This window comes from Actinacidiphila yeochonensis CN732 (assembly GCF_000745345.1).
Lineage (GTDB): Bacteria > Actinomycetota > Actinomycetes > Streptomycetales > Streptomycetaceae > Actinacidiphila > Actinacidiphila yeochonensis.
In genome coordinates this window covers 628,402-655,010 of record NZ_JQNR01000005.1, presented here as the reverse complement: position 1 = coordinate 655,010, position 26,609 = coordinate 628,402, and the positions used below count along the sequence as shown (strand labels likewise).

Below are 26,609 nucleotides of genomic sequence, written 5' to 3'. Positions count from 1 at the left end.
GTGACCCTGCTGCGCCCGCCCGCGCTCCGCCCGGGCGACACCGTCGCCGTCCTCGCCGGCAGCTCACCGGTCTCCAACCAGGACCACCTGGAGTCCGGCCTGCGCGCCCTGGCGTCCGTCGGCCTCAAGCCCGAGGTCCTCGCCACGGCCCGGGCCGGCGGCAGCGTGTACGACTACCTGGCCGGCGACGACGCCCTGCGCGCCGCCGACCTCACCCGCGCGCTGACCGACCCCCGCTACGCCGCCGTCTTCACCGCCCAGGGCGGCTACGGCATGCAGCGCACCCTGGAGCTGATGGACTGGGACCGGATCGACAAGGCCGCGCCCAAGCCCGTCATCGGCTACTCCGACGTGACGGCGCTGCTGGAGGCGCTGGCCGCCAAGCTCGGCTGGGTCTCGTTCTTCGGCCCGATGGTCGCCTGCGGCGGCTTCTGGGAAGGCCCGCAGGAGTACGACTTCCAGCAGCTGGTGAAGCTCCTCCTCACCCCCGAGAGCGTCACCCGGCTCACCTTCCCCGGCTCCCGGGCCCTGGTGCCCGGCACCGCCGAGGGCGTCACCCTCGGCGGCACGGCGACGCTGCTCACCGCGAGCCTCGGCACGGACACCTCGTACCCGGCGCGCGGCGGCATCCTCTTCCTGGAGGACGTCGACGAGCTGCCGTTCCGGCTCGACCGGGTCTTCACCCAGATCCGCCGGGCCCGCGGCTGGCTCGACGGTGTCGCCGGCATCGTCCTGGGCACCTTCACCGAGTGCGGCGACCCCGACGAGATCGACCGCCTCCTCGCCGAGCGCTTCGGCGACCTCGGCGTACCGGTCCTCGCGGGCGCCGACATCGGCCACAACACCGCGATGCAGACCTACCCCATCGGCGTCAGCGCCCGCCTCGACACCACCGCGGGCACCCTCACCTTCCTCGACCAGGTCCTGACCGACCGCCGGCCTGACCCGGGGCGACCCGGGCCGACCCGGGGGTGCTCCCGGGGTGCTCGGGGCGCTCCCGGGGTGCTCCCGGCAGCTCCCGGGCTGCTCCCGGGCGCGGACACCGGTCACGGGGTACCGGTGTCCGCGTCCGGCGGGGTGAGCGCCCCGTACGCGCCCGACCGCGTACGGGGCGCTCACGCGCCGGGAAGGGTGGGGCCGAGGAGGGCCGCGAGGGCGCGGGTCGCGGCGCTCGGGGCCCTGTTGGCCGGGGTGGCGAGGCGGATCGGCCAGGTGAGGTCGGCGCCGGTGACGCGCAGGGCGCGCAGGTCGGCGTAGGCGTCGGCGGTACCCCTGGGCAGCAGCGCGACGCCGAGCCCGTGCCGTACGAAGTCGGCGCTCGCGGGAATGGCGGTGAGCTCGATGCTGACGTCCCGGTTGACGCCCGCGGCCCGGAAGGCGAGGTCCGCGACGGTGCGGTTGCCGTAGCCCGTGGGGAAGTCGACGAACACCTCGTCGGCCAGCTCGGTGATGGGGACCTCGCCGCGGCCCGCGAGGGGATGGCGCTCCGACACCACCAGGTCCACGGGCACGGCGAGCAGGTCGGTGAGGTGGACGGCGGCGGGGGCCGGGCCGGGGGAGGAGACGAAGGCGGCGTCCAGCCTGCCGTCGGCGATGGCCTCCATGAGGCCGGGGGAGCCGTGGTCGGAGGCCGCCGTCGCGAGCCGGATGGCGACTCCCGGGTACTGGGCGTGGAAACGGCCGAGCAGCGCCGCGAGGTCGATGCCGCCGAGCCAGCTCATCGTCCCGAGCCGCAGGGTTCCGCGCATGCCGCCGACGACGGCGTCGACGGTGTCGGCCGCCTCGCGGGCCGCGTCAAGGGTGGCGCGGGCCTTGGGCAGCAGCGCACGGCCGGCGTCGGTCAGGCCGACGCGCCGGGAGGTCCGTTGCAGCAGCGCCGTGCGCAGCTCCCGCTCCAGCGCCGCGATGGTCGAGGAGACAGCCGGCTGCACGACGTGCAGGCGGCGCGCGGCGCGGGTGAAGCTCAGCTCCTCCGCGACCGCGACGAAGCATTCGAGTTGCCGCAGCTCCATGAGCCTATTTATAGCAACAGGTGATCGCTACCAGCACTTTTGATTGTTCGACATGATCGATCAGCGGGTTGAGCATCGAGTTGTCCGTTCTTTCCCTGATCCGGGAGCCCGAAATATGACCGACCACCGAACGATCCCCGGCGTCCCCGAGGCCGCCGCCGTGCTCGCCGCCCCGCCCGCCGCCACGTCGGATGCCGCGTCGCCCTCGCGGCGGCGAGGGCAAGGGCAACAGCAGCGGGGACGGGGACGGGAACGCCGACGGCCCGTGGTCGGGCTCAGCTCCGGCTTCTGGCTGGTCGCCGCGGCCTACACGGTCACGATGGCGCTCAACTCGCTCCCGACGCCGCTGTACCCGCTCTACCAGGCCCGGGACGGCTTCAGCACGCTCATGGTGACCGTCGTCTTCGGCGTGTACGCAGGCGGTCTGGCGGTCAGCCTCCTGCTGGCCGGGCACATCTCCGACTGGATGGGCCGCAAGCGCGTCCTCGTCCCGGCGCTGGCGCTGGAGGTGCTGTGCGCCGCGGTCTTCCTCTTCTTCCCCGGCCTGACCGGGCTGCTGGTGGGCCGGTTCATCGGCGGACTCGGCACCGGAGCGCTCACCTCCACCGCCACCGCGTACCTGCACGACCTGCGCAAGGCGCACCGCCCCGACGGCGACCCGGTCCTGTTCGAGATCGTCTCGACCGGTGCGAACGTCGGCGGGCTGGCGGCCGGACCGCTGGTCGCCGGAGCGCTGGCCCAGTACGTGAGCCACCCGCTGCGGGTGCCGTACATCGTCTTCGGGGTGCTGGTGCTGGCCGCCGTCGCGGCGGTCGCCCTCGTCCCCGAGACCGTCGGGGAGCTCCCCGTCCGCCCCGCCTACCGCCCGCAGCGGGTGAGCATGGACCACGGCGACCGGGCCGGGTACGTCAGCGCCGCCCTGACCGGCTTCGCGGCCTTCGCGATCAACGGCGTCTACACCGCGCTGTCGGCCGGGTTCGTCGTCGGAACGCTGCACCGTACGAACCACCTGCTCGCGGGGACCGTCGGGTTCACGCTCCTCGCCGCGGCCACCGTCTCCCAGGTCGCCACCAGCCGCCTCTCCCGCTCCGCGCGGCTGGGCTTCGGCCTGGCGGCCGGCGCGGCCGGCTTCGTCCTTCTCACCCTCGGCATCCAGGCCCAGAGCCTGAGCGTGTACCTGCTCGCGGGGATCGTCGGCGGCGCCGGCTCCGGGACGCTGTTCAAGACCGCCATCGGTGACGTCGCGGCGATGGCCGTGCCCGCGAAGCGAGGCGAGGCCCTCTCCGGCCTGTTCCTCATCTGCTACGCCGGTATGAGCGTGCCGGCGGTCGGCATCGGGATCGCCGTCAGCCACGTCTCCCTGACCACGGCCATGTACTGGTTCTCCGGAATCCTGCTCGCCGTCCTCGCCGTGACCGCCGTACTGGCCCGCCGGACCGGACCCGCCCGGGCCGCCTGATCCAACCCGCCGGGGGAGGTCGGGAGTTGGCCGAACCGGCGGGGCGCGGGCGGGACGGGCGCGACGGGACGGGACGGGCGCGAGGGCCCGTACACCGGAGAAACGGCGAACGCCGCCCCGAGGGGCGGCGTTCGCGGGTGGAGCGGTGGTGCCCCCAACGGGATTCGAACCCGTGCTACCGCCTTGAAAGGGCGGCGTCCTGGGCCACTAGACGATGAGGGCGAGGGCCTTCCGCGTGTGCCTCACGGCACACCACGGGGACCCGCGCAGCATAGGCGATCTGTGAGGGCGACGGCAAAACGATTCCCGCGTGCGGGTTCGGGCGGCCCGGCGCACGGAAGAATGAGGGGGTGCTGGAGATGAGCCGGGAGGAGTTCGAGGAACTGGTCGGCGAGGCGCTGGACCGGGTCCCGAGCGAGCTGACCCGTTTGATGGACAACGTCGCCGTCTTCGTCGAGGACGAGCCGGACCCCGCAGGCCCTGACGACCTGCTCGGGCTGTACGAGGGGACGCCACTGACCGAGCGCGGGGAGTGGTACGCCGGCGTGCTGCCGGACCGCATCACCGTCTACCGCGGCCCGACGCTGCGGCTGTGCGCCTCCCGCGAGGAGGTGGTCCGCGAGACCGAGGTCACCGTCGTGCACGAGATCGCCCACCACTTCGGCATCGACGACGAACGGCTGCACGCGCTCGGCTACGACTGAGCCCCGGTACCGGGCGGGCCGACGCGGGGTGCCCGGAGGATGGGCAGGGGGTGCGGGCAGGGGGTGCGCCGGGCGGGTGGGCCGGGGTGCGCGCCAGCTGCGGGCACGACGGGTGGGCCAAGGTGCGGCGGGGCGGCGGGGCGCGGCGAGATGTGACGGGTCTCACGTCGGGGTGGTGCGGGGTGCGCGGATCAGTGTGCGGGATCACCCGTGCGGGATCACCGTGCGGGATCACGAGTGTGCGGAATCATCCGTGCGGAATCCCCCGTGCGGGATCACCGTGCGCGTCCGGACCCGCACTGTCGCCCGCTGTGCGGGTCCGGGCGTGTCCTGGCGGGTCGCGGCGGCGTTGGTCAGGGCACCCACCCGGCGCGCGCCGCCGACGTCCGCGCGTCCCGACCCCCACCCGAGGTGCCGACGTGCTGTTGCCGCCCCCCGCCGTCCCCGCCGCCCGTTCCGTACGACCCGCCCGCCCGACCGGCCTGGCGGTGCGCGCCGGGCTCCGCGCGGCCGCGCTGGTCACGGTGGTCGCCGCGGGGGCCGCGGCGTGCGTGAGCATGGGCGGCGGCTCGACGCCGGATCCCAAGGCGTCCAGCCGCCCACCGACCAGTTCCGGTTCCGGCGGCGGCGCCGGGGCGCGGGCTGCGGGCGCCGGCGTGCGGACCGTCCGGCACGGTGGCGGCGCCCTCTCCCCGAAGCCCTCCCGTAGCGGCAGCGCCTCACCCGCCCCGCACGGCAGCGCGTCGCCCGCGCCCGGCCACTCCGCCACCCCGCACCCGGGCGACCCGCGCCCCACCGCCGGGCGGACGCCCACCGAGGTCCCCCGCCGCCCGCCGACCCCACCGACCGGCCCACCGAGACCACGCCCCGGACACCCCGTCGCCACCACCCCCCGGCCGCCCCCACCGACACCGCCGACCCCGGCGGCGGGGCCACCACCGACGCCCCCGGCGACGGCTCGGCCGGCTGATCGGCTGATCGTCTGGCGTGCCGGGTCGGCTGGCCGGGTCGCGCGGCGCCGGTCGGCCGTCACCGTCCGGGCGCCCGCCGGCTCGGGTGAGGGGTCGGATGGGCCGCTCGGGCGAGGGGCCGCGGGGCGGGCCGGGGCACGAGCATTGGGGCGGGTGTTCCTCCTGGCCACGGCGGTCCCACGTGTCCGAGTAGGAGGTGATTGGCGTCCGGGCGTCCGTATGCGTATGCTGGTAGATCGTTTGACCCCAGTCCTGCCCCACCTCATAGGCGCCTGATTCGACGCGCCGCAGTGGCGCGTTCCTCATCTCCCCTGGCTGACCGCATTGAGGCGGTTGCAAGCATCCTGCGGAGCTGGCGCGTGCCGTAAGACTCCGAGAGGTTTGCTTCAGCATGTCCCATGACAGTGCCGACCGTTCCGTCCTGCCCGAGAACGCGGGCGACGCGGTGACCACCATCGACACCCCCGAGGCCCCCGAGGCCGTCCTGACCGCCGAGTCCGTGCTCGCGGTCGCCGAGACCGCCTCTGAGACCGCGGCCGACACCGCCGTCGAGGCCCCCGCCGAGGCCGAGCAGGCCGAGGACGCCGCCGCGTACGCCGACGACGCCGATGACATCGACGGTGCCGCGGATGACGAGGCTCAGGACGCCGACGACGACGTTCAGGACGCCGACGACATCGAGGACGCCGAGGACGCCGAGCCCGCGGGCCCGACCTTCGGCGACCTCGGGCTGCCCGACGCCATCGTCCGCAAGCTCGCGAACAACGGCGTCACCACCCCGTTCCCGATCCAGGCCGCGACCATCCCGGACGCGCTGGCCGGCCGGGACATCCTCGGCCGCGGCCGCACCGGCTCCGGCAAGACGCTCTCCTTCGGCCTGCCGCTGCTGACCTCGCTCTCCGGCGGCCACACCGAGCGCAAGCGCCCGCGCGGCGTCATCCTCACCCCCACCCGCGAGCTGGCCATGCAGGTCGCGGACGCGCTCCAGCCCTACGGCGACCTGCTCGGGCTGAAGATGAAGGTGGTGTGCGGCGGCACGTCGATGCAGAACCAGATCTACGCCCTGGAGCGCGGCGTGGACATCCTGGTGGCCACCCCCGGCCGGCTGCGCGACCTGATCAACCGCGGCGCCGCCTCCCTGGACCAGGTCCAGATCGCGGTGCTCGACGAGGCCGACCAGATGGCCGACATGGGCTTCCTGCCCGAGGTCACCGAGATCCTCGACCAGGTGCCGCCGGGCGGCCAGCGGCTGCTGTTCTCCGCGACCCTGGAGAACGAGATCGACACCCTCGTCAAGCGGTACCTCGTCGACCCCGTCACGCACGAGGTGGACGCCGCCCAGGGCGCCGTCACCACGATGAGCCACCACGTGCTCGTGGTGAAGCCGAAGGACAAGACCCCGGTCACCGCGGCCATCGCCGCCCGCAAGGGCCGCACCATCATCTTCGTCCGCACCCAGATGGGCGCCGACCGCGTCGCCGAGCAGCTGGTGGACGCCGGCGTGCGGGCCGACGCGCTGCACGGCGGCATGACCCAGGGCGCCCGCACCCGCACCCTTGAGGACTTCAAGGGCGGGCACGTCAACGTCCTCGTCGCCACCGACGTCGCCGCCCGCGGCATCCACGTCGACGGCATCGACCTGGTCCTCAACGTCGACCCGGCCGCCGACCACAAGGACTACCTGCACCGCTCGGGCCGTACCGCCCGCGCCGGCCAGTCCGGCACCGTGGTCTCGCTGGCGCTCCCGCACCAGCGCCGGCAGATCTTCCGGCTGATGGAGGACGCCGGCGTGGACGCCTCCCGCCACGTCATCGGCGGCAGCGGCGCGTTCGACGAGGACGTGGCCCGGATCACCGGCGCCCGCTCCCTCACCGACGTGCAGGCCGACGCCGTGCAGAACGCCGCGGCGCAGGCCGAGCGCGAGGTCGCCGAGCTCACCCGCGAACTGGAGCGGGTCCAGCGCCGCGCCACCGAGCTGCGCGAGGAGGCCGACCGCCTCACCGCCCGTTCCGCCCGCGAGCGCGGCGAGGACCCGGAGGCCGCGGTGGCCGCGAAGGCCGCCGAGCTGGCCGCTGAGGCCGCTGCCGCCGAAGCCGCCGAAGCCGCCAAGGCCGCCTCGGTGCCCGAGCCGCGCGAGGAGCGCCCCAGCCACCCGCGCCGCGACGAGCGGGGCTCCTACGAGCGCCGTCGTGACGACCGCAACTCCTACGGCGACCGCGACCGTGACCGCCGCGACGACCGCCGTGACGACCGTCGCGACGACCGTCGCGACGACCGCTCGGGCAGCCGTGACCGTCGTGACGCGCGCCCGTCGTACGGTGACCGCGACTCCCGCCCGTCCTACGGCGACCGGGACTCCCGTCCGTCGTACGGCGACCGTGACCGTCGTGACGCGCGCCCGTCCTACGGCGACCGCGACCGCCGTCCGTCGTACGGCGACCGTGACCGTCGTGACGCGCGTCCGTCCTACGGCGACCGCGACTCCCGTCCGTCCTACGGTGCGCGTGACTCCCGCCCGTCCTACGGCTCGCGTGACGCGCGTCCGTCCTACGGCGACCGGGACTCCCGTCCGTCGCACGGCGACCGGGACTCCCGTCCGTCGTACGGCGACCGTGACCGTCGTGACGCGCGCCCGTCCTACGGCGACCGCGACCGCCGTCCGTCGACGGACCGCCGCGACGACCGCCCGGGCAGCCGCGACCGTCGTGACTCGCGCCCGTCGTACGGCGACCGCGACCGCCGTCCGTCCTTCGGCGGCGACCGCGACGACCGGCGCCCGTCCTTCAACCGCGACGGCGGCGGCTCGACCTCCTACGGCGACCGCAAGCCCCGCTGGAAGCGCAACGGCTGACGGGACGCCTGACCGGGTCCACCGACCCGGCGGCACACACCGCCGCGCATTCTGAGACGGCCCGTTGCCTGCCCCACCGGCAGGCAACGGGCCGTCTTTGCGTTCTGGCGGCCCGCAGGGCCACCCGACGCCGTCTCCCGGGCCCCAACCTCCCCGAGCCCGGCACCAGTTCCCCTCCGGCCCGAGAAGCCGCCACAGCGCGCCCTCCTCCCGCCCCGCCTACCCCCGACCGACCAGGACCACCCTCGCGCCCTCCCGCCCCCACCCGCAGCCGGGCGAGCCGCTGACCTGCCCCGAAGCGCGGTCCTCCCCGAGACGGGGGTAACCCTGCTGAGCCCGGTACCGTCCACCGTTATGCTGTCGGTGCGGGCCGTTAGCTCAATTGGCAGAGCAGTGGACTTTTAATCCATTGGTTGTGGGTTCGAGTCCCACACGGCCTACGAGGTCGGGCCTCCCCGGAGGCCGCTGACCTGCGGGTATCGTGCCCCGGTCGTCTTCGGACGGCCGGGGCACAGCCATGCCGGAGGCCGTGCATGAGCGATGCGTGAGCGGCGAGGCGAGTAGTGACTGCGAACCTGTGCTCAGGAGCCAGCGTGCGGCGACCAAGGCTCTCCCAACGACGAGGTCGGATCGGGGGATGTCGGCATCTACGAGTTGGGGACCCGAAGGTTGGGAGCCACTTCCTATGGATCCGCCTGCAGTTGAGCGCTGGGCCATGGACTTCACGTACGGGTGTTAATCCGGAAAATCGCCCATGGGGATGACGAGCTGTCTGCTACCGTCCCGGTACCCGGGGACACTTGTCCCGTCCGACCCGTATGTCCAGGATGAACGTGAAGATCAAGCGCGTGCGCATCGAGAACTTCTGCTGCCTGCAGATGGTTGACGTCTCCTTCGATGAAATCACCTCGTTCATCGGGCCGACTGGCGTTGGCAAATCCACCGTGTTGCGCGCACTTGAGTGGTTCTTCAACGGTGAAAGGTCGTTGTCGCTAAGTGATGACGACGTTCACTCGGCTGCGGTGGGCGGGCGGATTTCTGTCGAGGTGGAATTCGACGCACTCAGCGATCACGACCGAGAGACTCTTGGTCGTTACGCGCCCGACGGTGCCAAGTCCGTGAGCATCTGGCGTACGTGGCAGAACGGTGAGGACAAGATCACTGGGCGAGCGCTCACCTACGGGCCGTTCGAGGAGGTACGTCGGAATGACAAGGCGACCGACCTGCGCAGCGCATACGATGCAATAAGGGAGGGCGTTCCGGCCTTGGAGCTACCCAAGGTCGGCAGCAAGGACAAGGCCCTAGAGGCGATGTTGGCCTGGGAATTGTCTCATCGCGACCAGCTCAGCGAATCTAAAATTGAGGACACTCATTTCTTCGGATTCGCCGGACAGGGCAAGCTAGCACAGTTGATCGACTTCGTTTTCGTCTCAGCAGATTTGCGCGCCTACGAGGAGGCTGACGACCAGAAGGCGACAGTTCTCGGCCGCATCTTGGATCATGCTGTGGATCGGGCGGAGGCGAATGAGCAACTCGGCGAGATCGAGGAGAGTGCCCATCTGGCCCGGCAAGAGGTACACGCGAAGGTATACGGTCCGGCGCTGGACGACATCTCGGCTGCGCTTTCATCGGAGGTCGCAAGGTTCACCACTGGACGCCAAGTTGTCGTGACTCCGACGGTCCATCTGCCGAAGTTTGCCCGGACCGCATTCCAGGTGAGCATTCGCGATGGCGCTGCGGAGACCTCAGTCAATCGTCAGGGTCATGGGTTCCAGCGAGCATTGATTATCGCTGCGCTGAAATATCTGGCCGATCGTCGTCGCCCAGATGGCGGCGCGCGCACGTTGTGTTTGGCGATTGAAGAGCCGGAGTTGTTTCAGCACCCACCGCAGGCCCGTACTTTCGCATCGGTGCTGCGCGAACTGGTGAGTACCTCTCCCGCAGGTCGTACCCAGGTCATGTACGCCACTCACAGCCCTGTCTTCCTCGACCCGGCCGGCTATCACCAGATTCGTCGTCTCTGCCGTGCCGCAGGGGAAGCGCATCCTGTCACTGAGGTTCGTCAGGCGTCCCAAGACGACCTGTGCCAGGCATTGGACGGTCTGATTGATGCGAGCACTGTCAAGAGCAGGACGGTGGGCCGACTGGCCAGCTCCTTCGCGGAAGGCTTCTTCGCTCACGCAGTGGTCCTGGTGGAAGGTAAGGGCGACGAGGCGGTGATCATGGGTTGCGCAGAGCGTGCTGGAATCAACCTCGGCGCTGAGGGCATCAGCATCATCGAGGTGACCGGTAAGGACAACCTGATGATCTCCGACGTGCTCTTCACTGCTCTGGGAGTGCCTTGCTACGTGGTGTTTGACGGCGATGTGGGAAAGCAGGAGCGTAGGAGTCAGTCCGCAGCCCACTTGATCCCAGAACAGCGGCAGGAGAAGGAGTTGGAGTACGAGCGCGACGCGAGGCGAACCCGGCAGAAAAACGCCGATCTGCTGCGCTATCTCGGCGAGACACCTGCGGGCCAGCCTCCGGATGAGAGCACCGCTAGATACACCGTTTTTGAGGACAATCTGGAGAGCTACCTTGGACAATACTGGCCGGCTTGGGAGGCGCAGAGGAGGGCACTGGTCAGTTCAGGTGAAGGGGCCGACGGCAAGAACGCGGCGACCTACCTGGAGGCGACGCGTACTGCTGCGGCGGACCCACCGTTCCTCCTCTACGCCATGCTGGAGAACGTCCGCAGGCTGGTGGGGAACCCGGTGACGGTGTAGCCGCGACGGCTTCGTGGCTCATGGCTCAATGCGGATGCTTAAGGGGATCGGGGCGGCTGGCGCAACGGGGAACGAGGGCCGCGGCCTTCTCCGCGACCTCCCGGTCCAGCTCCGGCAACAGGCTCGTGTACGTGTCCGAGGTCAGGGTGATCGTGGAGTGGCGAAGCACCTCCTTCACCGTGTGAATGTCGCCGCCGCCCGCGTGGGTGAGAGCCGCGGCGACGTGGCGGAGGTCGCGGAAGGTGATGGGCGGGAGGTCGGTGGTCGCGTAGATGCGGCGGAAGGTCTGGGAGACGGTTTCGGGGTGGAGCCAGGAGCCCCGTGGGGCGAGTACGGGACGAGCGGGCTGACCGCGCGCGCTCTGCAACTGCTGCTCAAGGACTTCGGGATCAGCTCGTCCAACCGCCGCTTCCGTGACGGCAGCCAGCGCCGGGGGTTCGCCCGGAACCAGTTCGCCGACGCCTGGACCCGCTACTGCCCCCAGCCCGAGCAGCCCGCGGCCAGCGGCGGGTGACCCTCCTTGACCCGCATCACCCGTCCCGTCGCAGGTCGGCGCGGGACGGGTGATGCGCCCGTGACGCGTCGACCCGCAACACCGAGGTGACTCGTACCTGCGGTGAGCAGAGGCGCAACGGGTGGGACAGGTCGCGCACTGTCCCGGCCGATGCGGGACGCCGGGCCGGACCGGAGGTGGCGGGAGTAGGGGAGCGGCGAGCAAGTTGTGGGGTAAGCCGTGCTTACCCCGGGCGGAGCAAGTTGTGGGGTAAGGAGTCCTTACCCCCGGCGGAGCAAGCTGTCGCGTAGGACGGTCCTGCGGGCCGTCCTACGCTCGCGACCTCGCCAGGGGGCGACGTCGCACGACCGGGGGCCGTATCCCGGGACCGCCCTCGCCCGCCCGCTCACTCCTGGTGGCGGGCGGCCCAGTCGTCGCGGGCGGCGACGAGGGCGGGTCGGATCTTCTTGTCCAGCAGGTCGGCGTGCTCGCGCAGCTTGATGGCGACCTCCGCGAGCTGCTGGGGGTCGAGTCCGAGGACCCAGCGGCCTTCGGCGAGTTGGAGGTTGACGAGGGGGTCTCGCTTACGGGGGTCGGGGTCGTGGGGGTTGCAGTCGATGCTGCCCTCGAAGACCGGCTCATCCTTAGGACCGTCCCAAAGGTCGGGCGCGGTCACCGGCATGGTCGGTCCCTCGAAGAAGGTGCGGTGGTTGACGAGGGCGAGTCGTTGCGGCAGTTCCGCCAGCGGTACGTTGACCTCGGTCGGGTCGTCTTCGGCCCAGTCGGGCAGGTAGCCCTCGCTGATGGTGTGGTCGGTGGTGGTGATCGTCCACGTCCCCGGCGTGCTCCAGGGCGGCGGCTGCTCGCGGGGCCCGACCTCGAACCAGACGACTTTCCCGGCGGGGGCGTCGGCGCTGCCCCAGTCGGCGGCGAGCGCGTCCACGAGCAGCAGGCCCCGTCCGCCCTCGGTGTCCAGCGAACCGTGCCGCGCTTTCGGATGTACGCGACTGGCGTCCGTGACCTCCACACGCACCCGCGCACCGGTCCACCGCACCGCGACCGCGCATGCCGCGCCGGTGTGCCGTACCGCGTTGGTGATCACCTCTGTGGACAGCAATTCCAGCTCGGAGACCTGCTCCTCAGAGAGGGGGACGTTCCAGCCGTGGACCAAGGCGCTGATCTTGTGCCGCGCTTCTGGCACACAGCTCTCCTCGCTGTCGACGCGGAATCCGTGGATACGGGCCGCCAGGCCCTGGAGGGTCACCGGGAGCCCTCGGTCTGCGCGGGGCCATGTCCAGGCCGAACGATGCGGGGTGCGCTGCTGGGAGTGCGCAGCATCGGTGCTCCTTTCGCTACGTAAGGTGAGCACCAACTGTGCGGGGGTGAAAGCGGGGTGACTTCCCCGGCGCGGGTATACCCATAGTGGGTACGCTTTTTCCGGCCTGAGCCACGCACACTCGGTTGAACGGGCAGGCAGGGAAGGCGCGATGAACGGATACCGACCAGCGACCGCGTTGCCGCGCGCCATCGTTGAACGCGCGGACATGCAGACCGCGATCATCGCCCACGACTTCGGGACGGTGTTCCGCCTGGCGCGCGAGCTGGCCGGCATCAGCTACTCGAAGATCGCCGCCGAGTGCGGCATCAAGCCCGAACGGGTCGGCGCGCTCGCCCGTGGCAGGGGAAGCGTGACCAGCTTCGAGAAGGTCACCTGCGTCGCCGATGCGCTACGTATCCCCGGCCACATGCTCGGACTCGCTTCCCGCCCATGGGAGAAACGCGAGCCCCGTCCTGCCCCTGACCGTACGAGCGAGGAGGACGAGAGCTCCGTGGAGCGCAGGCGATTTCTCCGGGCAGGAACAGGCGCCGGTCTAGCGGCAACTCTGCCCGAGCTGACCCGGCCCGCAGCCGGCCGCCGCGTCGGCCCGGAACTGCCCGAACGGCTTCGTCGGCGTACCGCAAGGCTGCGCCGCCTGGACCAGGTACTCGGTGGTGGCGACACGTACCGGGTCTACCTCGGCGAGTACCAAGCCACCAAGGCGCTGCTGCGGGACTCGACGTACTCCGAGCGGACCCGGCACGACCTGCTGTCCGTGCTGGCGGAGCAGGCACAGCAGGCGGGATGGGCCGCGTTCGACGGCGGCCGGGCGGCCGACGCACGCGGGCTCTACGAGGAGAGCCACGGTGCCGCCACCGAAGCCGGCGACACCGCCCTCGCAGGCAACGCGCTGGCCTTCCTCGCCTACCAGGCCGTCAGCGGCGACCAGAAGGCCGGAGTCGACATCGCCGCCCGATCCTGCGCGACGATCGGCCCCGACGCACCCGCCGGAGTACGCGCCCTGCTGCACGAACGACTCGCCTGGGCCTGCGCCGTCGCGGGCCTGGCCACCGAATGCGAACGAGCCCTTGCCGCCGCTGCAACGGCCCTCGCCACAGTTGGCGACGCGCCCCAGCCTGACTGGGTCTCGTGGGTCGACACAACCGAACTCCAGATCATGACCGGCCGCTGCTGGACCGAACTACGCCGCCCACTGCGAGCGGTCCCCGTCCTGGAAACCGCCCTGGCCGCCTATGACGACACGAATGCCCGCGACAAAGCCCTCTACCTCTCCTGGCTCGGCGACTCCTACCTCACCGCAGGCGAAGTCGAACAAGCCGCCACCGCAGCCGACCGCGCCCTCGACCTCGCCGAAGGCGTCGCCTCCGTCCGCCCCCGCGCCCGCCTGACCCCACTCCTCACACGCCTCGACGCGCACCGAGGTCTCCCTGCGGTCGACACGGTACTGGAGAGGGCCGTGGCGGTCTGACGCCTACGCGGACGGCTCCGTGCTGTCGGCAACCCACCGCAGGTACGCCTCAGAGCCGGCCACGATCGGCACCGCGACCACCTCGGGCTTCTCCCACGGATGGCGCTCCAGCAGATGCGCCTCCAACGCCGGGTACCGCTCCACGGTGGTCTTGAGCAGCAACTGCCACTCCTCACCAGTCCCGAACTCGCCGCGATGCCAGAACACCGACAGCACCGGCCCCACCACCTGCGCCCCAGCCGCGAGCCGCCCCCGCACGACGGACTCAGCCAGTCGCACGGCCTGCTCTCGGGTCTCAGTAGCACTCGACACCTGCACGAAGTCACTCATACGTCGAATTTACCGAGACGAGCTCATGGCGAGGATGCTGTTGCTCGCCGCCCTCGTCCTCCGCTCAGCGAAGGCACCACCCCATGAGGCCCACTCCCGCCGACCCCGAAGCCTGGAACGCCTACCTCGCCGAGGACAACGCCACCCAGGCCCGCAAACGCGTCTCCGCCGATGTCCTCCTCCGCGACGAGCAGGGCCGCGTTCTCCTGGTGAAGCCCACATACAAGCCCGGTTGGGATCTCCCAAGTGGCATGGCCGAAGCCAACGAGGCCCCCGACGACGCGGCCCGCCGCGAATTGAAGGAAGAAATCGGCCTCGATGTCACCTTGCACGGCCTCCTCGTCATCGACTGGGTTCCCCCGCACGGCCCTTGGGGTGACCAGCTCGCCTTCATCTTCGACGGCGGGACGTTGTCCGCGGGTCAGGTAAGGGGACTGCGGCCCCACGACAGCGAGCTATCCGCCGTCCGCCTGGTGACGCCAGACGAAGCTGCTGGCATGCTGCGTGACCGCCTGCTCAACCGCTTCCAAGCGTCTCGTGCGACGAGGGAGGAATCTGCTCCCGTGTATTTGCGCGACTCCACTGCCTGACAGGCTGCCAGGCAAATGGTCAGGCGGGCGGGCTGGCACGGCGTCCCAGCACGAGCCAGGCAGCCCTTGCGGATGCTCTCTCGATCGCGCGGTGGGGGAAGACGGGGTTCTGCGACCGGCAGGCGGTGTACCGGTGGGAAACAGGCCGCCGGATCCCCCAGGTCTGGCTCTCCTTCATCGAACAGGTCCTGGGGATCGATCTTTCTGCGGACGAGCGGCCCTTGGCCGCCGATACCGTGGCCTCAGTCATGCTCTTGGGAGGCGACGACGTGGACCGACGAGCGTTTCTGGGGGCGTCCGCCGCTGTCGGCCTGGCCGCCCTCGATCTCCCCGACGCTGAGGCCGTGATTCGTCGTGCGAACAGGTCCGGACCCGTGGCCGTGGGAATGGGCGAAGTGACGGCCGTGCGCACGATGACCGCAACTCTCGGCAACGCGGCATCAGAGCTGGGCGGCGGTCACGCCCGGCACCTGGCCGTGCGCTACTTGACCATGGAGGTCAACAGGTGGTTGGACGGCACCTACAGCGAGCGGACAGCCAGGGAGTTGTTCGCGGCCACCGCCGAACTGGTGCATCTGATCGGCTGGATGGCGCGCGACGAGGGACACCAGGGCCTGAGCCAGCGGTACCACCAGTACAGCTACGCTCTCGCCGCCGAAGCAGGTGACCACGAGCTGGCCGCGACGGCCCTACGCGGCCTGGCGGAGCAGGCCGTGGACCTCGGCCACATCCCCACCGCTGTGCGGGTGGCCGAGGCGTGTGAGCAGCGTGGCAGGAAGCTCGACAACCCCAAGGCGCTGGCCTACTACCGCACCACCCTCGCACGCGCGGCAGCGGTCGACGGCGACCACGCCACCGCGGTGCGGATGCTCAACTCCGCGCAGGTCGCGATCGAGCGAGCCCCGGCAGCGCCTGGGCAGTCGTGGGCGAGCCACTACAGCCACGGCCGGTGGACGCACGATGCCGGCATGATCCACGCCAGGCTCGGCGACCACGCGGCGGCGGAGGAACACCTTCACCTCGCCCTCGACATCCACGGCTTGGACCGCAAGCGGACTCGGGCGATCGTGCTCGCCGACCTTGGCCAAGTCCAGCTCAAACGGGGCGACACCGAGACGGCGCTGGCCACATGGGCGGAGTTCCTCCGCTGCGCCGAGGGCGTGCAGTCAGTACGGATCAACAACGGCCTCGCCGACATCGCCGCACGCTTGGCAGCCATCCCCGGGAGCCCGGCCGCGCACGAGTTGCGGGAGCGCATCACTGCGCACGAGTGAGTGAGGAGGGCGTCCGGTCGATCGCGGACCGTTGCGGTGGGTCGGCGAGGCACTGGTCTCAGTCGGTGAGGGGGGATCGCGTGGTCGTCCAGGAACGGGCAGAGCAGTGGACTTTTAATCCATTGGTTGTGGGTTCGAGTCCCACACGGCCTACTCCTGGAAGCCCTGGTCAGAGTCCATTCGACCAGGGTTCCCCGACGTTTCTGGTCATTTGCATGGCTGTTGCTCGCTCCGTGCTCGCCCGAAGAGCGGGTCGGCCTCCGCTTGCTTGGCGTGGCGACGTTGCTCTCGTGACGGCTCGTTGGCCGTTTCCCTCTCGCGCGGCGGCTTGCAGTTCCATCACTGCCAGGATCAGGGCGTCGGACTGCAGGGGCGTGATGCCGGCGGCGGCGATGGAGATGACGGTGGCGCCGCGGCGGTCCGCGCGACCGTCGCTGTCGGCGATCACCACCGCCACGTCGGCCCCGGTGGCTTCGGTCAGGGCGCGGGCGGACGTGTCCGGGTTGGCCGGGAGCAGCCATGACCCGTTGCTCCGCCACATACAGCGCGTGCTCCAGTTCGTCGGTATTCACGGAAGGAGGGGCGTGCCATGACTCAATCCCTTCACGGAATCAACTCTTTACCAAACCCGGAACGATTCAGTGACTTCACGCCAGATCGGATCCCCAACTGAGCACGGAACAAGACGAGCAGACGCCGCGGTCAGCGGAACGGCTGGCCACCGGAAGGGTCGTTCCGCTGCTGGCCGCCACCGGCATATCCGTGACCGGTGACGGTGCTTTCCTGGCCGCAGCCCCACTGCTGGCGGCCTCCCTCACACGCGACCCGCTGGCCGTCTCCACCGTCACCGCCGCCTTCTACGTTCCATGGCTCCTCGTCGGGCTGCCCGCCGGGGCGTTGGTCGACCGGTGGCCACGGCGCCTCGTCATGATCACAGCAGATCTGCTGCGCGCAGGCGTCCTGATCGCACTGGCCGCGCTCACGGCAACCGGGCATGCCGCTCTCGCCCCGCTGGTGGGGGCGATCCTGATCGTCGGGATCGCCCAGTGCTTCTTCGACGCCTCCTCCCAGTCCGTCATCCCCGTCCTCGTCGGCCGCGACAAGGAGACCCTGACCAAGGCCAACGGCCGTTACTGGGCCATCGACACCGTCGGACGCTCCCTGGCCGGACCGCCCATCGGCTCGGCGACCTTCGCCGTCAGCCGGATGCTGCCCTTCGCAGGGGATGCCGCCTCCTTCGTCCTGTCCGCAGCGTGCATCAGCCGACTCCCCGCCATGCCTGCCCCCGGCAGCAACCAACCCCTCATCGCAGCCATCCGCGCCGGCCTCACACACCTGCGCGCGACACCGGAACTGCGGATGCTGGCAGCCGGGATGGCGACGTACAACTTCGCCTACAACGTCTCCATGGCCACCTTCGTCCTTTACGCGACGAGCACCCTGCACGTCGCCGACGCCGGGTACGGGATCCTGCTGGCAGTCGCAGCCGTCGGCGGCATCCTCACGGGCTGGCGCGCGGCACCTCTGACACGCCGCCTCACCTACCGCCAGATGATGGCCATCGCCTGCGGTCTCCAGAGCCTGGCCTGGACAGGCATCGCGGCCTTTCCCAACGCATACGCCACCGGGGCCTTCCTCGCCCTGATCGGTGCCGCCTCCACCCTCATCAGCGTCGCCGCGAGCTCCGCCCGCCCAGCCCTCACCCCGGACCACCTCCTCGGCCGGGTCACCTCCGCCTTCCGCCTCTTCGGCGTCGGGGCCGCCGGGCTCGGCGCCCTCACTGGCGGACTCATCGCGGGAGGTTCCACTCTCCGGATTCCCCTGTGGGTCGCCGCTGCGCTCCTGGCTCTCGCCGCAGGCGCCCTGCGGCCTTGGGCACGCCGCTGACGGCCTGCCCCTGAAACAAGGCCGTTCCAGCTTCAGAATTCGAGTGGCCGTCCAGCTACGCAGTGCCGGCTTCCTGCTGCGGTTCATCCGGGCCCGGCTCAGGGGCGTGATCCGCCCGGACTGGCGGCTCGTCGTCGCCAGCCATCGACGCCGTACGGCAGTCCGTCCGATGCACCGCGTCCCGCGAGCTCGCGCCCCCGTTGAGGTGAAGAGCGCCGGCCTCTTCGGCACCCTCCACCACCGCAGGACCGCCCAGCTCAACGGATACGACGACGCCCTCTTAGCCGGCACCGACGGTGCCGTCAGCGAAGGCAGCACCTGGAGCATCGGCTTCTTCGACGGCGACCAGGTGATCTGGCCGGCCGCGAAAGCGCTGCCAGGCGTGACGATGTGCCCTTCCTCGTCGCCCGGCGAGGCGGGGCCAACTCGTGGAAGGTGAGGGCGAGACGCGGCAGGCGGTACGCGGGGCGCGGGCTGGGGCGGGAGGTAGGAGGCGGGCTGCCCGTGCGGGTTCAGGAGGGTGGCGGACCGGGAATACCGCTTCCAGCACTCCCGCTGAACTCTGTGATCACATCGCTACTTTTTGTGCCCGCGGGCTGTGCGCGGGTGTGTGAGGGGATGTCCGACGCGTATGGAAGCACTGACTCTCGGCAAGGGCGAGAACGCGGTTCTGGAAGCGCGGGCGGTGGTGTTACGCGTGGCGGCGGGGGAGACGCCCGTGGACGTCTCGGCGCTGCTGCTCGGCGCGAACGGCAAGGTCCGGAGCGACGACGACCTCGTCTTCTACAACCACGCCACGCAGAGCGGCGTCAGCCTCGCGGGCGACACCGTCACCGCCGACCTGCCGCGCATCCCCGCGGAGGTCCGAACCGTGGTGATCGTCGCCAGCGTCGACGCGACGCGTCCGGGCGCGGTGTTCACCACGGCGCCGGTGCTCACCGCCGGCCAGGGGGACGGAGCCGGGTTGGCGTTCACCCCGCCGGACTTCGAGGCGGGGGAGACCGTGGTCGTCCTGGCCGAGATATACCGGCGGGACGGAGGGTGGAAGGTCCGCGCCGTCGGCCAGGGCTACGCCTCGGGGCTGGCCGGTCTCGCCACCGACTACGGCGTCGACGTCGAGCCCGCGCTGTCCGGGCCGCCGGCGCGTCCGCCCGCGCCCAGGACGTCGCCGGCCGCTGTGAGCGCCGAACGGCCCAGTGTGGCGAAGGTCGAGGCGCAGGCGCCGGGGCTGCTCGAAGCCACCCGCCAGGCCGGCCACGCACTCGCGCGTACGGAGGCCGCGGGCAGGCGGGCGGCGGTGTACGTCGTTCTCGACCACGACTGGTCCATGCGGGAGCTGTACGAGTCGTTCACGGTGCAGGCGTTCATCGAGCGCGTCCTGGCCCTGTCGGTGAACCTCGACGACGACGGCATCGTCCCCGTCGTCTTCTCCAGCGGCAACGACCCGGTCATGGACGAGGTCCGGCTCGACAACTACCGCGGCAGGATCGGGGAGTTGCACGCGGGGGTGCCCTGGGGGTGGGGCAACGTCAGCGCGGCCATGAAGTCGGTGCTCAACCACTACCAGGAGTCCGGCGCCGTCGATCCCGCGTTCGTCGTCACCCAGGTCGGGGGCGAGCCCTGGGACAAGAGCGAGTTCCGTTCCCTGCTCCAGACCACCGCCAGCCTCGACGTGTTCTGGCTGTTCGTGGGCTTCGGGTACGGCAGGCTCGCGTTCTTCAAGAACCTGAACGCCTCGACCTCCCCGAGGCTCACCAACGTCGCCTTCTACGAGGCGGGCAGGAACCCCGGGGCCGTACCGGACGAGACCTTCTACGCCGGCCTTCTGGACGGCTTCGGCGCCTGGATGAGCCGCTGACCCGACGCGGCGCACCGCCCAGTGCCGGCCCGGGCCGTCGGGGGCTCCGGGCCGGCGGTGTCGGCGGGTCGACGGTGCCGACTGCGCCGACTGCGTGGCGTCAGAACTGGGCGAGGACTCCGCCCGCCTTGTCGAAGACGGTGACCTGGGGGATGTCGTTCAGGTCGGCCTGCGGCGCGCCCCAGGCCCAGCCGGTGGAGTAGCCGGGGTGTCCGGCGAGGGTGACCACCTGGACGTCGTAGGTGACGCCGTCGGCCGTCACGGTCATCCGGGCGACCTTGCCCGAGCCGATGTAGAGCGGGGAGTAGAGGGTGCCGGAGGCGTCGCCCTGGGTCTGGAGGCTCACGGAGTCGGGGGCCTGGTTGCCGTCGACGACGCTCTTGCAGCTCCACGCCTCCGGGGTGCCGAGGCAGCGGTCGGTCTGGTTGAGCTGGAGGTCGACGCCGTGTCCGGTGTCCACCACCTGGCCGGCTCGGACGACCTGCACCGGCAGGCTCTGGGTGGCGGTGTCGGCCGCGCCGGCGGTGCCGGCGGTGGCCAGGGTCGCGGCCGTCGCCGCCGTCGCCGCCGTCGCGGCCAGGGCGGCCGTGGTGAGGATCTTGCTCGGACGCATCGTGCTCCTCGGGTTCGGTCGGTGGTGACGCGTAACGCGGGCGCGTAACGCGTGGCGCGTGGCGCGCTCGGCGGTCGGACCGGCGGGCCGCCGGTCCGGGTCCGGCGCTCCGCGGCGTCAGTCGGTCTCTGACGGAGGGGCCCTCTCCGTCCTCCTCACACTCCCGGACAGGCCGGTGAGGTTGCACCGCGATGCCGAAGTGGCTGGAAAGAGACGGCTGTTCGCCCGGCCGGTCGCGAGCACGACACCCGTCCGGGGGGAGCGGGCGCCCTCTTTCTTGACAGGTTCATACCAATGCGCTGGAGTGTGCTCGACCCCACTCGAACCCCCATAAGGAGTGGTCACGTGTCGAGACAACGTCTCATCGCGTTCCTGGCCTCACTCGCGGCCGTCGTGGGCCTGGCGATCATGGTCCCCCTGTCCTCGCCCGCCTCGGCCGCGGACTGCGCCGCCGCCTGGAACGCGTCCTCGGTCTACACCGGCGGCATGACCGCCTCGTACAACAGCCACAACTGGTCCGCGAAGTGGTGGACGCAGGGTGAGACGCCCGGCGTCGCCGACGTCTGGGCCGACCAGGGCGGGTGCTCGGGCGGCAGTGGCGGAACGACGGGCGGGTCGACCGGCGGCAGCGGTTGCAGCTACCCGGCCTGGGTCGCGGGCCGGTCGTACGTCGCCGGCGACATCGTGCAGTACACCAACGGCCTCGACTACGTCGCCACCCACGACAACCCGGGCTACGACCCGACCATCAGCACCTGGTACTGGAGCCCGTACACCTGCTCCGGCTCCGGCTCCGGCGGTACCACGCCGCCGGCCGGCGGATTCGTGGTCAGCGAGGCGCAGTTCGACCAGATGTTCCCGAGCCGGAACTCCTTCTACACCTACAGCGGCCTCACCGCGGCGCTCGGCGCGTACCCGGGCTTCGCCACCACCGGCAGCGACACGGTGAAGAAGCAGGAGGCCGCCGCCTTCCTCGCCAACGTCAGCCACGAGACCGGCGGCCTCGTCTACATCGTGGAGCAGAACACCGCCAACTACTCGCACTACTGCGACACGAACCAGTCCTACGGCTGCCCCGCCGGACAGTCGGCGTACTACGGCCGCGGGCCGCTGCAGATCAGCTGGAACTTCAACTACAAGGCGGCCGGAGACGCGTTGGGGATCGACCTGCTGGACAACCCCAACCTCGTCCAGACCGATCCGGCCGTCGCCTGGAAGACCGCCCTGTGGTACTGGGACACCCAGTCCGGCCCCGGCACGATGACCCCCCACAACGCCATGGTCAACAGCGCCGGGTTCGGCGAGACCATCCGCAGCATCAACGGCAGCGTCGAGTGCAACGGCGGCAACCCCGCCGAGGTGCAGGACCGCGTCAACGACTACGAGAGCTTCGTGTCCATCCTGGGCGTGTCGGCGGGCAGCAACCTCTCCTGCTGACGCCCGACGCCCGACGCCCGACGCCTCGATCGGCCAAGGCGCCCCGCTTTCGGAAGCCCACCTCCGGGGCGGGGCGCTTCGCCGGTCCGAGACCCTTCCCCTTCCTGGGATGCGGCCCGTCCCCGTCCCCGTCCCCGTCCCCGTCCCGTCCCCGTCCCCGTCCCGTTCCCGTCCTGTCCCGTCCCCGTCCCGTCGCGTCCGTCCGGCGTCCGTTCCGCCCTTGGTCTGCCACTCGTTCGGCTGACAACTGCCGTGCGCGCCAATATCGTTGGGGTTCGCGCCGCATCCCGCACTTTCTCCGACCCAGCTGAACCGACCGGTCACGCCACGAGGAGATCGCCATGACGCACATCGCCCTCGACAACAACCTGCCGGGCATCGCCGGGCTGATGGCCCACCGACCCGACACGGCAGCCCCGTTGGGGCATCTGGCCAACGTCCTGCTGCGCACCGGCAGCTCCACCCTGGAGCCGGGGCAGCGCGAACTGATCGCCGCCTACGTCTCGCAGCGCAACAGCACCCCGTTCTGCGCCGGTTCGCACGGCGCCTTCGCCGCAGCCCAACTCGACGGCGGCAACGAGCTGGTGGCCTCGGTGCTCGACGACCCGGACACCGCCGCGATCGACGACCGGATGCGGGCGCTGCTGCGCGTCGCCGCGAAGGTGCAGGAGGCGGCCCGCGCGCTGCCGGACGAGACCGTGGCCGCGGCGCGCGAGGCGGGCGCCACGGACGAGGACATCCACGACACCGTCCTGATCGCGGCGTCCTTCTGCATGTACAACCGGTACGTCAGCGCCCTGGCCACCAGCCTGCCCGAGGACCCGGAGACGTTCTACGCCCAGTCCGCCCAGCGGATCACCACCGCCGGCTACCTCCTCCCGGAGCTGTCGGCCGCGGGCGGCGACAGCGACCTGGACCCGGACGCCGAGGCGGCACTGGCGTAACCGTCGGCGGTCTGTGCCCGGGGGCGTGCGCACGCCGTCCAGGCCAGCGTGAGGGCCGCAGCGTCCTCGGCCAGGGCCGCCGGCCAGTCGGGACGGCCGTTGCGGGCCGCCGCGGCCCGCCAGGAGGCGCCCAGGTACGCGGCACCCACCGCGGTCGCCGCGCCGACCAGCGCCGCTCTGGCGAGAGCGGCCGAGGAGCGGTCCGGCTCGTGCGAGGCGGCATCGGCGTGGGTGGCGTCGGTGGGGGTGGGCCCGTGGCGGGCGGGCCTGGAGCGGGTCGGCTCGGAGCGGGCGGTGAGTGCCGCGGCGGCCGTCGCACCGTTCACCGTCCGCGCGCCGAGGCCGAGGGCCGTACGGCGGTCGGGGACGCCGGACCACTTGTCCGCGACGAGCTCGGCCGCCGCCAGCGCCGCCGCCACGGCCCGCACCCGCGGCCGGGCCAGCACCGCCACGGAGTCGGCCGCCTGGTACGGCGAGGTGGTGGCGGAGACGACGGCGAGGCCCAGCTGGCTGCGCAGCCCGGTCGCCGCGCCGACGAGGGCCGCCCGGACGGGACCGTTCACCGGGAGGCCGACCCGGCCGAGGCCCGCGCGGCCTGGCCCCGCCCCGCCGGCACCCGTGCCGCTGGGACTCGCGCCGACCAGGGCCGCCGTACGTCGCGTCCACCCGGTCACGCGCGGTCCCGCCCGGTCGTCAGCGCGCCGTAGGTGACCAGGCCGTACACCAGGTGGGGCACCGCGTCGGAGAGCCAGTCGGTGGCGGACCAGGTGTGGGGGTCGCTCACGCCCAGACGGGCGATCGGGATGTCGGCCGCCGCCATGGCCAGCGCCCCCGTGGCGACGGCCCCGGCCCAGCGCGGCAGCCGCAGTCCGACGTGGCGCAGCACCGCGGACGTGAGGCCGACCCCGACGCCGACACACACGCCGACGCCGATGCCGTTCAGCGCGGCCAGCCCGGTCAGGCGGGACTCGCGGTCGGCGCCGTCGCCGGGGATGTCGACGCCCGCCTTCTCGGCCAGGAGGGCCGTGGTCTGCTCGGGCGTACTGCTGGTGGGCCTGCCGCGCAGGGCCATGTCGGCGTAGGAGGCCGCGTTGAGGGCGGTCGTGCCGGCCGCACCGGCCAGCGCGCCGCGCGTGAGGGTTCGCATCATGGCTGCCGGGTGTCCGCGCAGCGGGCTCTTATGCGTGCGGCCCCCGGACGGGCGGGCTGTGCTGCGGGTGTGGCTGTGCGTCGGGGGCGGCGGTGAGGCGGGTGTGGCGGTGCTGCGGGTGCGGGACTGGGTTGCCGCGGGCGGTGTGAGGGTGCCGTCACACACCGTCGGCGGTGAGTGCCGCGAGAGCCGCGTCGAGGACGGTGGCGCCGGTCCGGTTGTGGGGGAGCCTGGGCAGGGTCCGGCTCCGCCCGCCCAGGGGCCCTACGGCTCCCCTGCACATACGGCTCCCCTGCCCGTACGGCTCCCGCGCCCGTACGGCTCCCTTGCCCGTACGGCTCCCGCGCCTCGTACGGCGCCGCGCCGGTATGGCACCCAGGACCCGTACGGCACCCGCGCGCCGGGCGGCGCCGACACCCGGACGGGTCCGCAACACCGCCGACACAATGGTTTCGCCATGCGGGCAAGTGGCGGAATGGCGTGGACAGGCCCGGCCGCCCGCTGCCAGAGTCCGGCCATGCGTCCTGCCATCACGCCGATGACCCCGTCCCGTGCGGCCGTGGCCGCCTCCGTCCTCCTCGTCCTCGCCCTGGCCGGCTGCTCTCCGCAGGACGACGACGGCGCCAACGCCCCGTCCGCCGAGACCACTTCCGGCGCCCCGTCGGCGAGCAGCGGTAGCGGCGGCACCGCCACCGCGACCACCGCCGTCGCCTGCGCGGCCGGCAGCCTGCCGACCCGCACCCCCGGCAAGCTCACCGTCGGGACCGACAACCCCGCCTACGACCCGTGGTTCTCCGGCGACAACCCCTCCAACGGCAAGGGTTACGAGTCCGCGGTCGCCTACGCCGTGGCCAAGCGGCTCGGCTACCCGGCCGGCCAAGTGGCCTGGCAGAAGGTGCCGTTCAACAGCGCCTTCGCGCCGGGCGCCAAGGACTTCGACTTCGACATCAACCAGGTCTCCATCAGCGCCGACCGGAAGAAGGCGGTGGACTTCTCGCCCGGCTACTACGACGTGCGGCAGGCCGTGGTGGCCCCCAAGGGCTCGAAGATCTTCGGCGCCCGCTCGCTGGCGGACCTGAGGAACGCCAAGCTCGGCGCCCAGGTGGGCACCACCAGCCTGGACCTCGTCGACGACGTGGTGAAGCCGGCCCGGCAGCCGGCCGTCTTCCAGCGCAACGAACTGGCCGTCGCCGCCCTCAAGAACGGCCAGGTCGACGGGATCGTGGTCGACCTCCCCACCGCCTTCTACATCACCAGCGAGGTCGCCGGCGCGAAGGTCGTCGGGCAGTTCACCGACACCGGGAGCGCGCCCGAGCAGTTCGGCCTGGTGCTCGACAAGGGCAGCCCGCTCACCGCGTGCGTCTCCCAGGCGGTCACCTCGCTGCGCGCCGACGGCACCCTCGCCGCCCTGGAGAAGCGCTGGCTGTCCGACGCCGTCGACGCACCGGTGCTGAAGTGACCGTCGGCCCGGCCCTGCCGGAGAAGGAGACCGAACCCCCGGACCCCGGGGGCCCGGCCGCGCTGTCAGCACCGTCGGCTCCACCCGTGCCGTCAGCGCCGCCAGGGCCGTCAGGGCCGCCAGGGCCGTACGTGCCGTCCGCCCGGCGGATCGCCCGCGAGCGCTACCGCCGCGCCCGCACCCGGCGTTCGTTCACCGTCGCGACCGTGAGCACCCTGGCGGTGGCGGGCGCGCTGTACGCGCTGATCGTCAACTCGCCCGGCTGGCAGCGCACCCGGCAGACCTTCCTGGACCCGCACTACGCCCGGGTGTCCTTCCCGTCGATCCTGGACGGGCTGTGGCTCAACGTGCGGCTGCTGCTGGTGTGCGGGGCGGTCGTGCTGGTGGCCGGGCTGCTGGTGGCGCTGCTGCGCACCCTGCGCGGCCCGGTGTTCTTCCCGGTCCGCGCCCTGGCCATCGCCTACGTGGACTTCTTCCGCGGCCTGCCGCTGATCATCTGCCTGCTGGTGTGCATCTTCGGCCTGCCGGCGCTGCGGCTGAACGGCGTCACCCACGACCCCGTCACCCTCGGCGGCGTGGCCCTGTGCCTGACGTACACCGCGTACGTGGCCGAGGTGTTCCGGGCGGGCATCGAGAGCGTCCACCCGGCGCAGCGGGCCGCCGCCCGCTCGCTCGGGCTGACGAGCGCGCAGGCGATGCGGTACGTGGTGCTGCCGCAGGCGGTCCGCCGGGTCGTCCCGGCGCTCCTCAACGACCTGGTGTCGCTCCAGAAGGACACCGGCCTGGTCTCGGTCGGCGGGGCGGTCGACGCGGTCTACGCGGCGCAGATCACCGCCAGCGAGAAGTTCAACTACACGCCGTACGTGGTGGCCGGGCTGCTTTTCGTGGCCATCACCATCCCCATGACGCGGTTCACCGACTGGGTGGCCGCGCGGATGAACCGGCGCCAGTCGCAGGGAGGCTCGGTGTGAGCGGACCGGAGAGGGCCGGGGCCCGGAGCGGGGA

The 26,609-nt window shown here is 71.6% G+C and carries 22 protein-coding genes, 3 tRNA genes and 2 pseudogenes; 18 read left to right on the top strand and 9 right to left on the bottom strand.

What is annotated here, in order from left to right:
• Nucleotides 1-873, top strand: a pseudogene (locus BS72_RS14695) (S66 peptidase family protein); the annotation flags it as partial.
• Nucleotides 874-1,115: 242 nt separating this feature from the next.
• On the opposite strand, the gene BS72_RS38290 reads toward BS72_RS14695, so the two are convergent.
• Nucleotides 1,116-2,012 carry a LysR family transcriptional regulator gene (locus tag BS72_RS38290; RefSeq protein WP_037910962.1) on the bottom strand — a complete coding sequence of 299 codons (897 nt, stop codon included), beginning with the start codon at nt 2,010-2,012 and terminating at the stop codon, nt 1,116-1,118.
• Nucleotides 2,013-2,127: 115 nt separating this feature from the next.
• On the opposite strand from BS72_RS38290, the gene BS72_RS14685 reads away from it, so the two are divergent.
• Entirely contained in the window at nt 2,128-3,471 is a 1,344-nt protein-coding gene (locus tag BS72_RS14685) for an MFS transporter (RefSeq protein ID WP_078901374.1), read from the top strand.
• Nucleotides 3,472-3,617: 146 nt separating this feature from the next.
• Here the strand turns inward: BS72_RS14685 and BS72_RS14680 are convergent.
• Nucleotides 3,618-3,693, bottom strand: a tRNA-Glu gene (locus BS72_RS14680).
• Nucleotides 3,694-3,821: 128 nt separating this feature from the next.
• Between BS72_RS14680 and BS72_RS14675 the strand changes: the two genes are divergently transcribed.
• The 4 genes from BS72_RS14675 to BS72_RS14660 all read left to right on the top strand — a co-directional run bounded on the left by BS72_RS14675 (nt 3,822) and on the right by BS72_RS14660 (nt 10,762).
• Entirely contained in the window at nt 3,822-4,175 is a 354-nt protein-coding gene (locus tag BS72_RS14675) for a metallopeptidase family protein (protein WP_037910960.1), read from the top strand.
• Between the two features lie 1,362 nt (nt 4,176-5,537).
• Complete coding sequence (locus tag BS72_RS14670; protein ID WP_037910958.1) at nt 5,538-7,997, top strand: DEAD/DEAH box helicase; 2,460 nt, start codon at nt 5,538-5,540, stop codon at nt 7,995-7,997.
• A gap of 367 nt (nt 7,998-8,364) precedes the next feature.
• Nucleotides 8,365-8,437: transfer RNA gene (locus BS72_RS14665), tRNA-Lys, on the top strand.
• A 393-nt stretch (nt 8,438-8,830) separates the two neighbouring features.
• Nucleotides 8,831-10,762 (top strand): ATP-dependent nuclease, encoded by a 1,932-nt coding sequence (locus BS72_RS14660; protein ID WP_037915886.1) that lies wholly within the window; start codon nt 8,831-8,833, stop codon nt 10,760-10,762.
• Nucleotides 10,763-10,787: 25 nt separating this feature from the next.
• Here the strand turns inward: BS72_RS14660 and BS72_RS38285 are convergent.
• Nucleotides 10,788-11,081, bottom strand: a pseudogene (locus tag BS72_RS38285) (site-specific integrase); the annotation flags it as partial.
• On the opposite strand from BS72_RS38285, the gene BS72_RS39915 reads away from it, so the two are divergent.
• Nucleotides 10,965-11,276, top strand: coding sequence for a DUF3631 domain-containing protein (locus BS72_RS39915; RefSeq protein ID WP_407639040.1), 312 nt, complete (start codon nt 10,965-10,967; stop codon nt 11,274-11,276). The pseudogene BS72_RS38285 and the gene BS72_RS39915 sit on opposite strands and share 117 nt — an antisense overlap.
• 385 nt (nt 11,277-11,661) lie before the next feature.
• On the opposite strand, the gene BS72_RS32350 is transcribed toward BS72_RS39915, so the two are convergent.
• On the bottom strand, nt 11,662-12,519 hold the full coding sequence (locus BS72_RS32350; RefSeq protein WP_051951122.1) for an ATP-binding protein: 858 nt from the start codon (nt 12,517-12,519) through the stop codon (nt 11,662-11,664).
• A gap of 223 nt (nt 12,520-12,742) precedes the next feature.
• On the opposite strand from BS72_RS32350, the gene BS72_RS14645 reads away from it, so the two are divergent.
• On the top strand, nt 12,743-14,062 hold the full coding sequence (locus BS72_RS14645) for a helix-turn-helix domain-containing protein (RefSeq protein WP_037910954.1): 1,320 nt from the start codon (nt 12,743-12,745) through the stop codon (nt 14,060-14,062).
• A gap of 3 nt (nt 14,063-14,065) precedes the next feature.
• On the opposite strand, the gene cutA is transcribed toward BS72_RS14645, so the two are convergent.
• Entirely contained in the window at nt 14,066-14,392 is a 327-nt protein-coding gene (cutA, locus tag BS72_RS14640) for a divalent-cation tolerance protein CutA (RefSeq protein ID WP_078901372.1), read from the bottom strand.
• An 83-nt stretch (nt 14,393-14,475) separates the two neighbouring features.
• Here cutA and BS72_RS14635 point away from each other — a divergent pair, with 83 nt between their 5' ends.
• The 3 genes from BS72_RS14635 (at nt 14,476) to BS72_RS14625 (ending at nt 16,409) form a co-directional block, all read left to right on the top strand.
• Entirely contained in the window at nt 14,476-14,982 is a 507-nt protein-coding gene (locus BS72_RS14635) for an NUDIX domain-containing protein (protein WP_037910951.1), read from the top strand.
• Nucleotides 14,983-15,251: 269 nt separating this feature from the next.
• The gene (locus BS72_RS14630) at nt 15,252-16,256 is read left to right on the top strand and encodes a tetratricopeptide repeat protein (protein ID WP_407639039.1); all 1,005 of its coding nucleotides are present in this window, start codon (nt 15,252-15,254) and stop codon (nt 16,254-16,256) included.
• Between the two features lie 90 nt (nt 16,257-16,346).
• Nucleotides 16,347-16,409, top strand: a tRNA-Ser gene (locus BS72_RS14625).
• Nucleotides 16,410-16,425: 16 nt separating this feature from the next.
• Here the strand turns inward: BS72_RS14625 and BS72_RS37245 are convergent.
• A complete protein-coding gene (locus BS72_RS37245) occupies nt 16,426-16,797 on the bottom strand; it encodes a coenzyme F420-0:L-glutamate ligase (protein ID WP_198545895.1) in 372 nt (123 codons plus the stop codon).
• Nucleotides 16,798-16,925: 128 nt separating this feature from the next.
• On the opposite strand from BS72_RS37245, the gene BS72_RS14615 reads away from it, so the two are divergent.
• From BS72_RS14615 to BS72_RS14605, 3 genes are all read left to right on the top strand, one after another.
• Nucleotides 16,926-18,143 (top strand): MFS transporter, encoded by a 1,218-nt coding sequence (locus tag BS72_RS14615; RefSeq protein ID WP_078901371.1) that lies wholly within the window; start codon nt 16,926-16,928, stop codon nt 18,141-18,143.
• A 43-nt stretch (nt 18,144-18,186) separates the two neighbouring features.
• On the top strand, nt 18,187-18,582 hold the full coding sequence (locus BS72_RS14610; protein ID WP_037910946.1) for an aminotransferase class IV: 396 nt from the start codon (nt 18,187-18,189) through the stop codon (nt 18,580-18,582).
• A 192-nt stretch (nt 18,583-18,774) separates the two neighbouring features.
• A complete protein-coding gene (locus tag BS72_RS14605; protein WP_037910942.1) occupies nt 18,775-20,001 on the top strand; it encodes a VWA domain-containing protein in 1,227 nt (408 codons plus the stop codon).
• A gap of 100 nt (nt 20,002-20,101) precedes the next feature.
• Here the strand turns inward: BS72_RS14605 and BS72_RS14600 are convergent, their stop codons facing one another.
• On the bottom strand, nt 20,102-20,614 hold the full coding sequence (locus BS72_RS14600) for a hypothetical protein (RefSeq protein ID WP_051951119.1): 513 nt from the start codon (nt 20,612-20,614) through the stop codon (nt 20,102-20,104).
• A 345-nt stretch (nt 20,615-20,959) separates the two neighbouring features.
• Here BS72_RS14600 and BS72_RS14595 point away from each other — a divergent pair, with 345 nt between their 5' ends.
• Together BS72_RS14595 and BS72_RS14590 are read left to right on the top strand one after the other, a co-directional pair.
• Nucleotides 20,960-22,051 carry a glycoside hydrolase family 19 protein gene (locus tag BS72_RS14595; protein WP_037910941.1) on the top strand — a complete coding sequence of 364 codons (1,092 nt, stop codon included), beginning with the start codon at nt 20,960-20,962 and terminating at the stop codon, nt 22,049-22,051.
• A 341-nt stretch (nt 22,052-22,392) separates the two neighbouring features.
• Complete coding sequence (locus BS72_RS14590) at nt 22,393-22,995, top strand: carboxymuconolactone decarboxylase family protein (protein ID WP_051951118.1); 603 nt, start codon at nt 22,393-22,395, stop codon at nt 22,993-22,995.
• Here the strand turns inward: BS72_RS14590 and BS72_RS36505 are convergent.
• Both BS72_RS36505 and BS72_RS14580 read right to left on the bottom strand, forming a co-directional pair.
• The gene (locus tag BS72_RS36505) at nt 22,920-23,558 is read right to left on the bottom strand and encodes a DUF4126 family protein (RefSeq protein WP_157856235.1); all 639 of its coding nucleotides are present in this window, start codon (nt 23,556-23,558) and stop codon (nt 22,920-22,922) included. The genes BS72_RS14590 and BS72_RS36505 overlap by 76 nt on opposite strands.
• A 107-nt stretch (nt 23,559-23,665) precedes the next feature.
• Nucleotides 23,666-24,145, bottom strand: a complete 480-nt coding sequence (locus tag BS72_RS14580) for a hypothetical protein (RefSeq protein ID WP_037910936.1) — start codon at nt 24,143-24,145, stop codon at nt 23,666-23,668.
• A 517-nt stretch (nt 24,146-24,662) separates the two neighbouring features.
• Between BS72_RS14580 and BS72_RS14575 the strand changes: the two genes are divergently transcribed.
• Together BS72_RS14575 and BS72_RS14570 are read left to right on the top strand one after the other, a co-directional pair.
• The gene (locus BS72_RS14575; RefSeq protein ID WP_037910934.1) at nt 24,663-25,604 is read left to right on the top strand and encodes an ABC transporter substrate-binding protein; all 942 of its coding nucleotides are present in this window, start codon (nt 24,663-24,665) and stop codon (nt 25,602-25,604) included.
• A gap of 86 nt (nt 25,605-25,690) precedes the next feature.
• The gene (locus BS72_RS14570; RefSeq protein ID WP_051951926.1) at nt 25,691-26,575 is read left to right on the top strand and encodes an amino acid ABC transporter permease; all 885 of its coding nucleotides are present in this window, start codon (nt 25,691-25,693) and stop codon (nt 26,573-26,575) included.
• Nucleotides 26,576-26,609 lie beyond the last annotated feature (34 nt).

Bases quoted from the DNA above. Each gene is read 5' to 3' on its own strand.
- BS72_RS38290 (WP_037910962.1), bottom strand. From the start codon at position 2,012: ATGGAGCTGCGGCAACTCGAATGCTTCGTCGCGGTCGCGGAGGAGCTG.
- BS72_RS14685 (WP_078901374.1), top strand. From the start codon at position 2,128: ATGACCGACCACCGAACGATCCCCGGCGTCCCCGAGGCCGCCGCCGTG.
- BS72_RS14670 (WP_037910958.1), top strand. From the start codon at position 5,538: ATGTCCCATGACAGTGCCGACCGTTCCGTCCTGCCCGAGAACGCGGGC.
- BS72_RS14645 (WP_037910954.1), top strand. From the start codon at position 12,743: ATGAACGGATACCGACCAGCGACCGCGTTGCCGCGCGCCATCGTTGAA.
- cutA (WP_078901372.1), bottom strand. From the start codon at position 14,392: ATGAGTGACTTCGTGCAGGTGTCGAGTGCTACTGAGACCCGAGAGCAG.
- BS72_RS14635 (WP_037910951.1), top strand. From the start codon at position 14,476: ATGAGGCCCACTCCCGCCGACCCCGAAGCCTGGAACGCCTACCTCGCC.
- BS72_RS37245 (WP_198545895.1), bottom strand. From the start codon at position 16,797: ATGTGGCGGAGCAACGGGTCATGGCTGCTCCCGGCCAACCCGGACACG.
- BS72_RS14605 (WP_037910942.1), top strand. From the start codon at position 18,775: ATGGAAGCACTGACTCTCGGCAAGGGCGAGAACGCGGTTCTGGAAGCG.
- BS72_RS14600 (WP_051951119.1), bottom strand. From the start codon at position 20,614: ATGCGTCCGAGCAAGATCCTCACCACGGCCGCCCTGGCCGCGACGGCG.
- BS72_RS14590 (WP_051951118.1), top strand. From the start codon at position 22,393: ATGACGCACATCGCCCTCGACAACAACCTGCCGGGCATCGCCGGGCTG.
- BS72_RS14580 (WP_037910936.1), bottom strand. From the start codon at position 24,145: ATGATGCGAACCCTCACGCGCGGCGCGCTGGCCGGTGCGGCCGGCACG.
- BS72_RS14575 (WP_037910934.1), top strand. From the start codon at position 24,663: ATGCGTCCTGCCATCACGCCGATGACCCCGTCCCGTGCGGCCGTGGCC.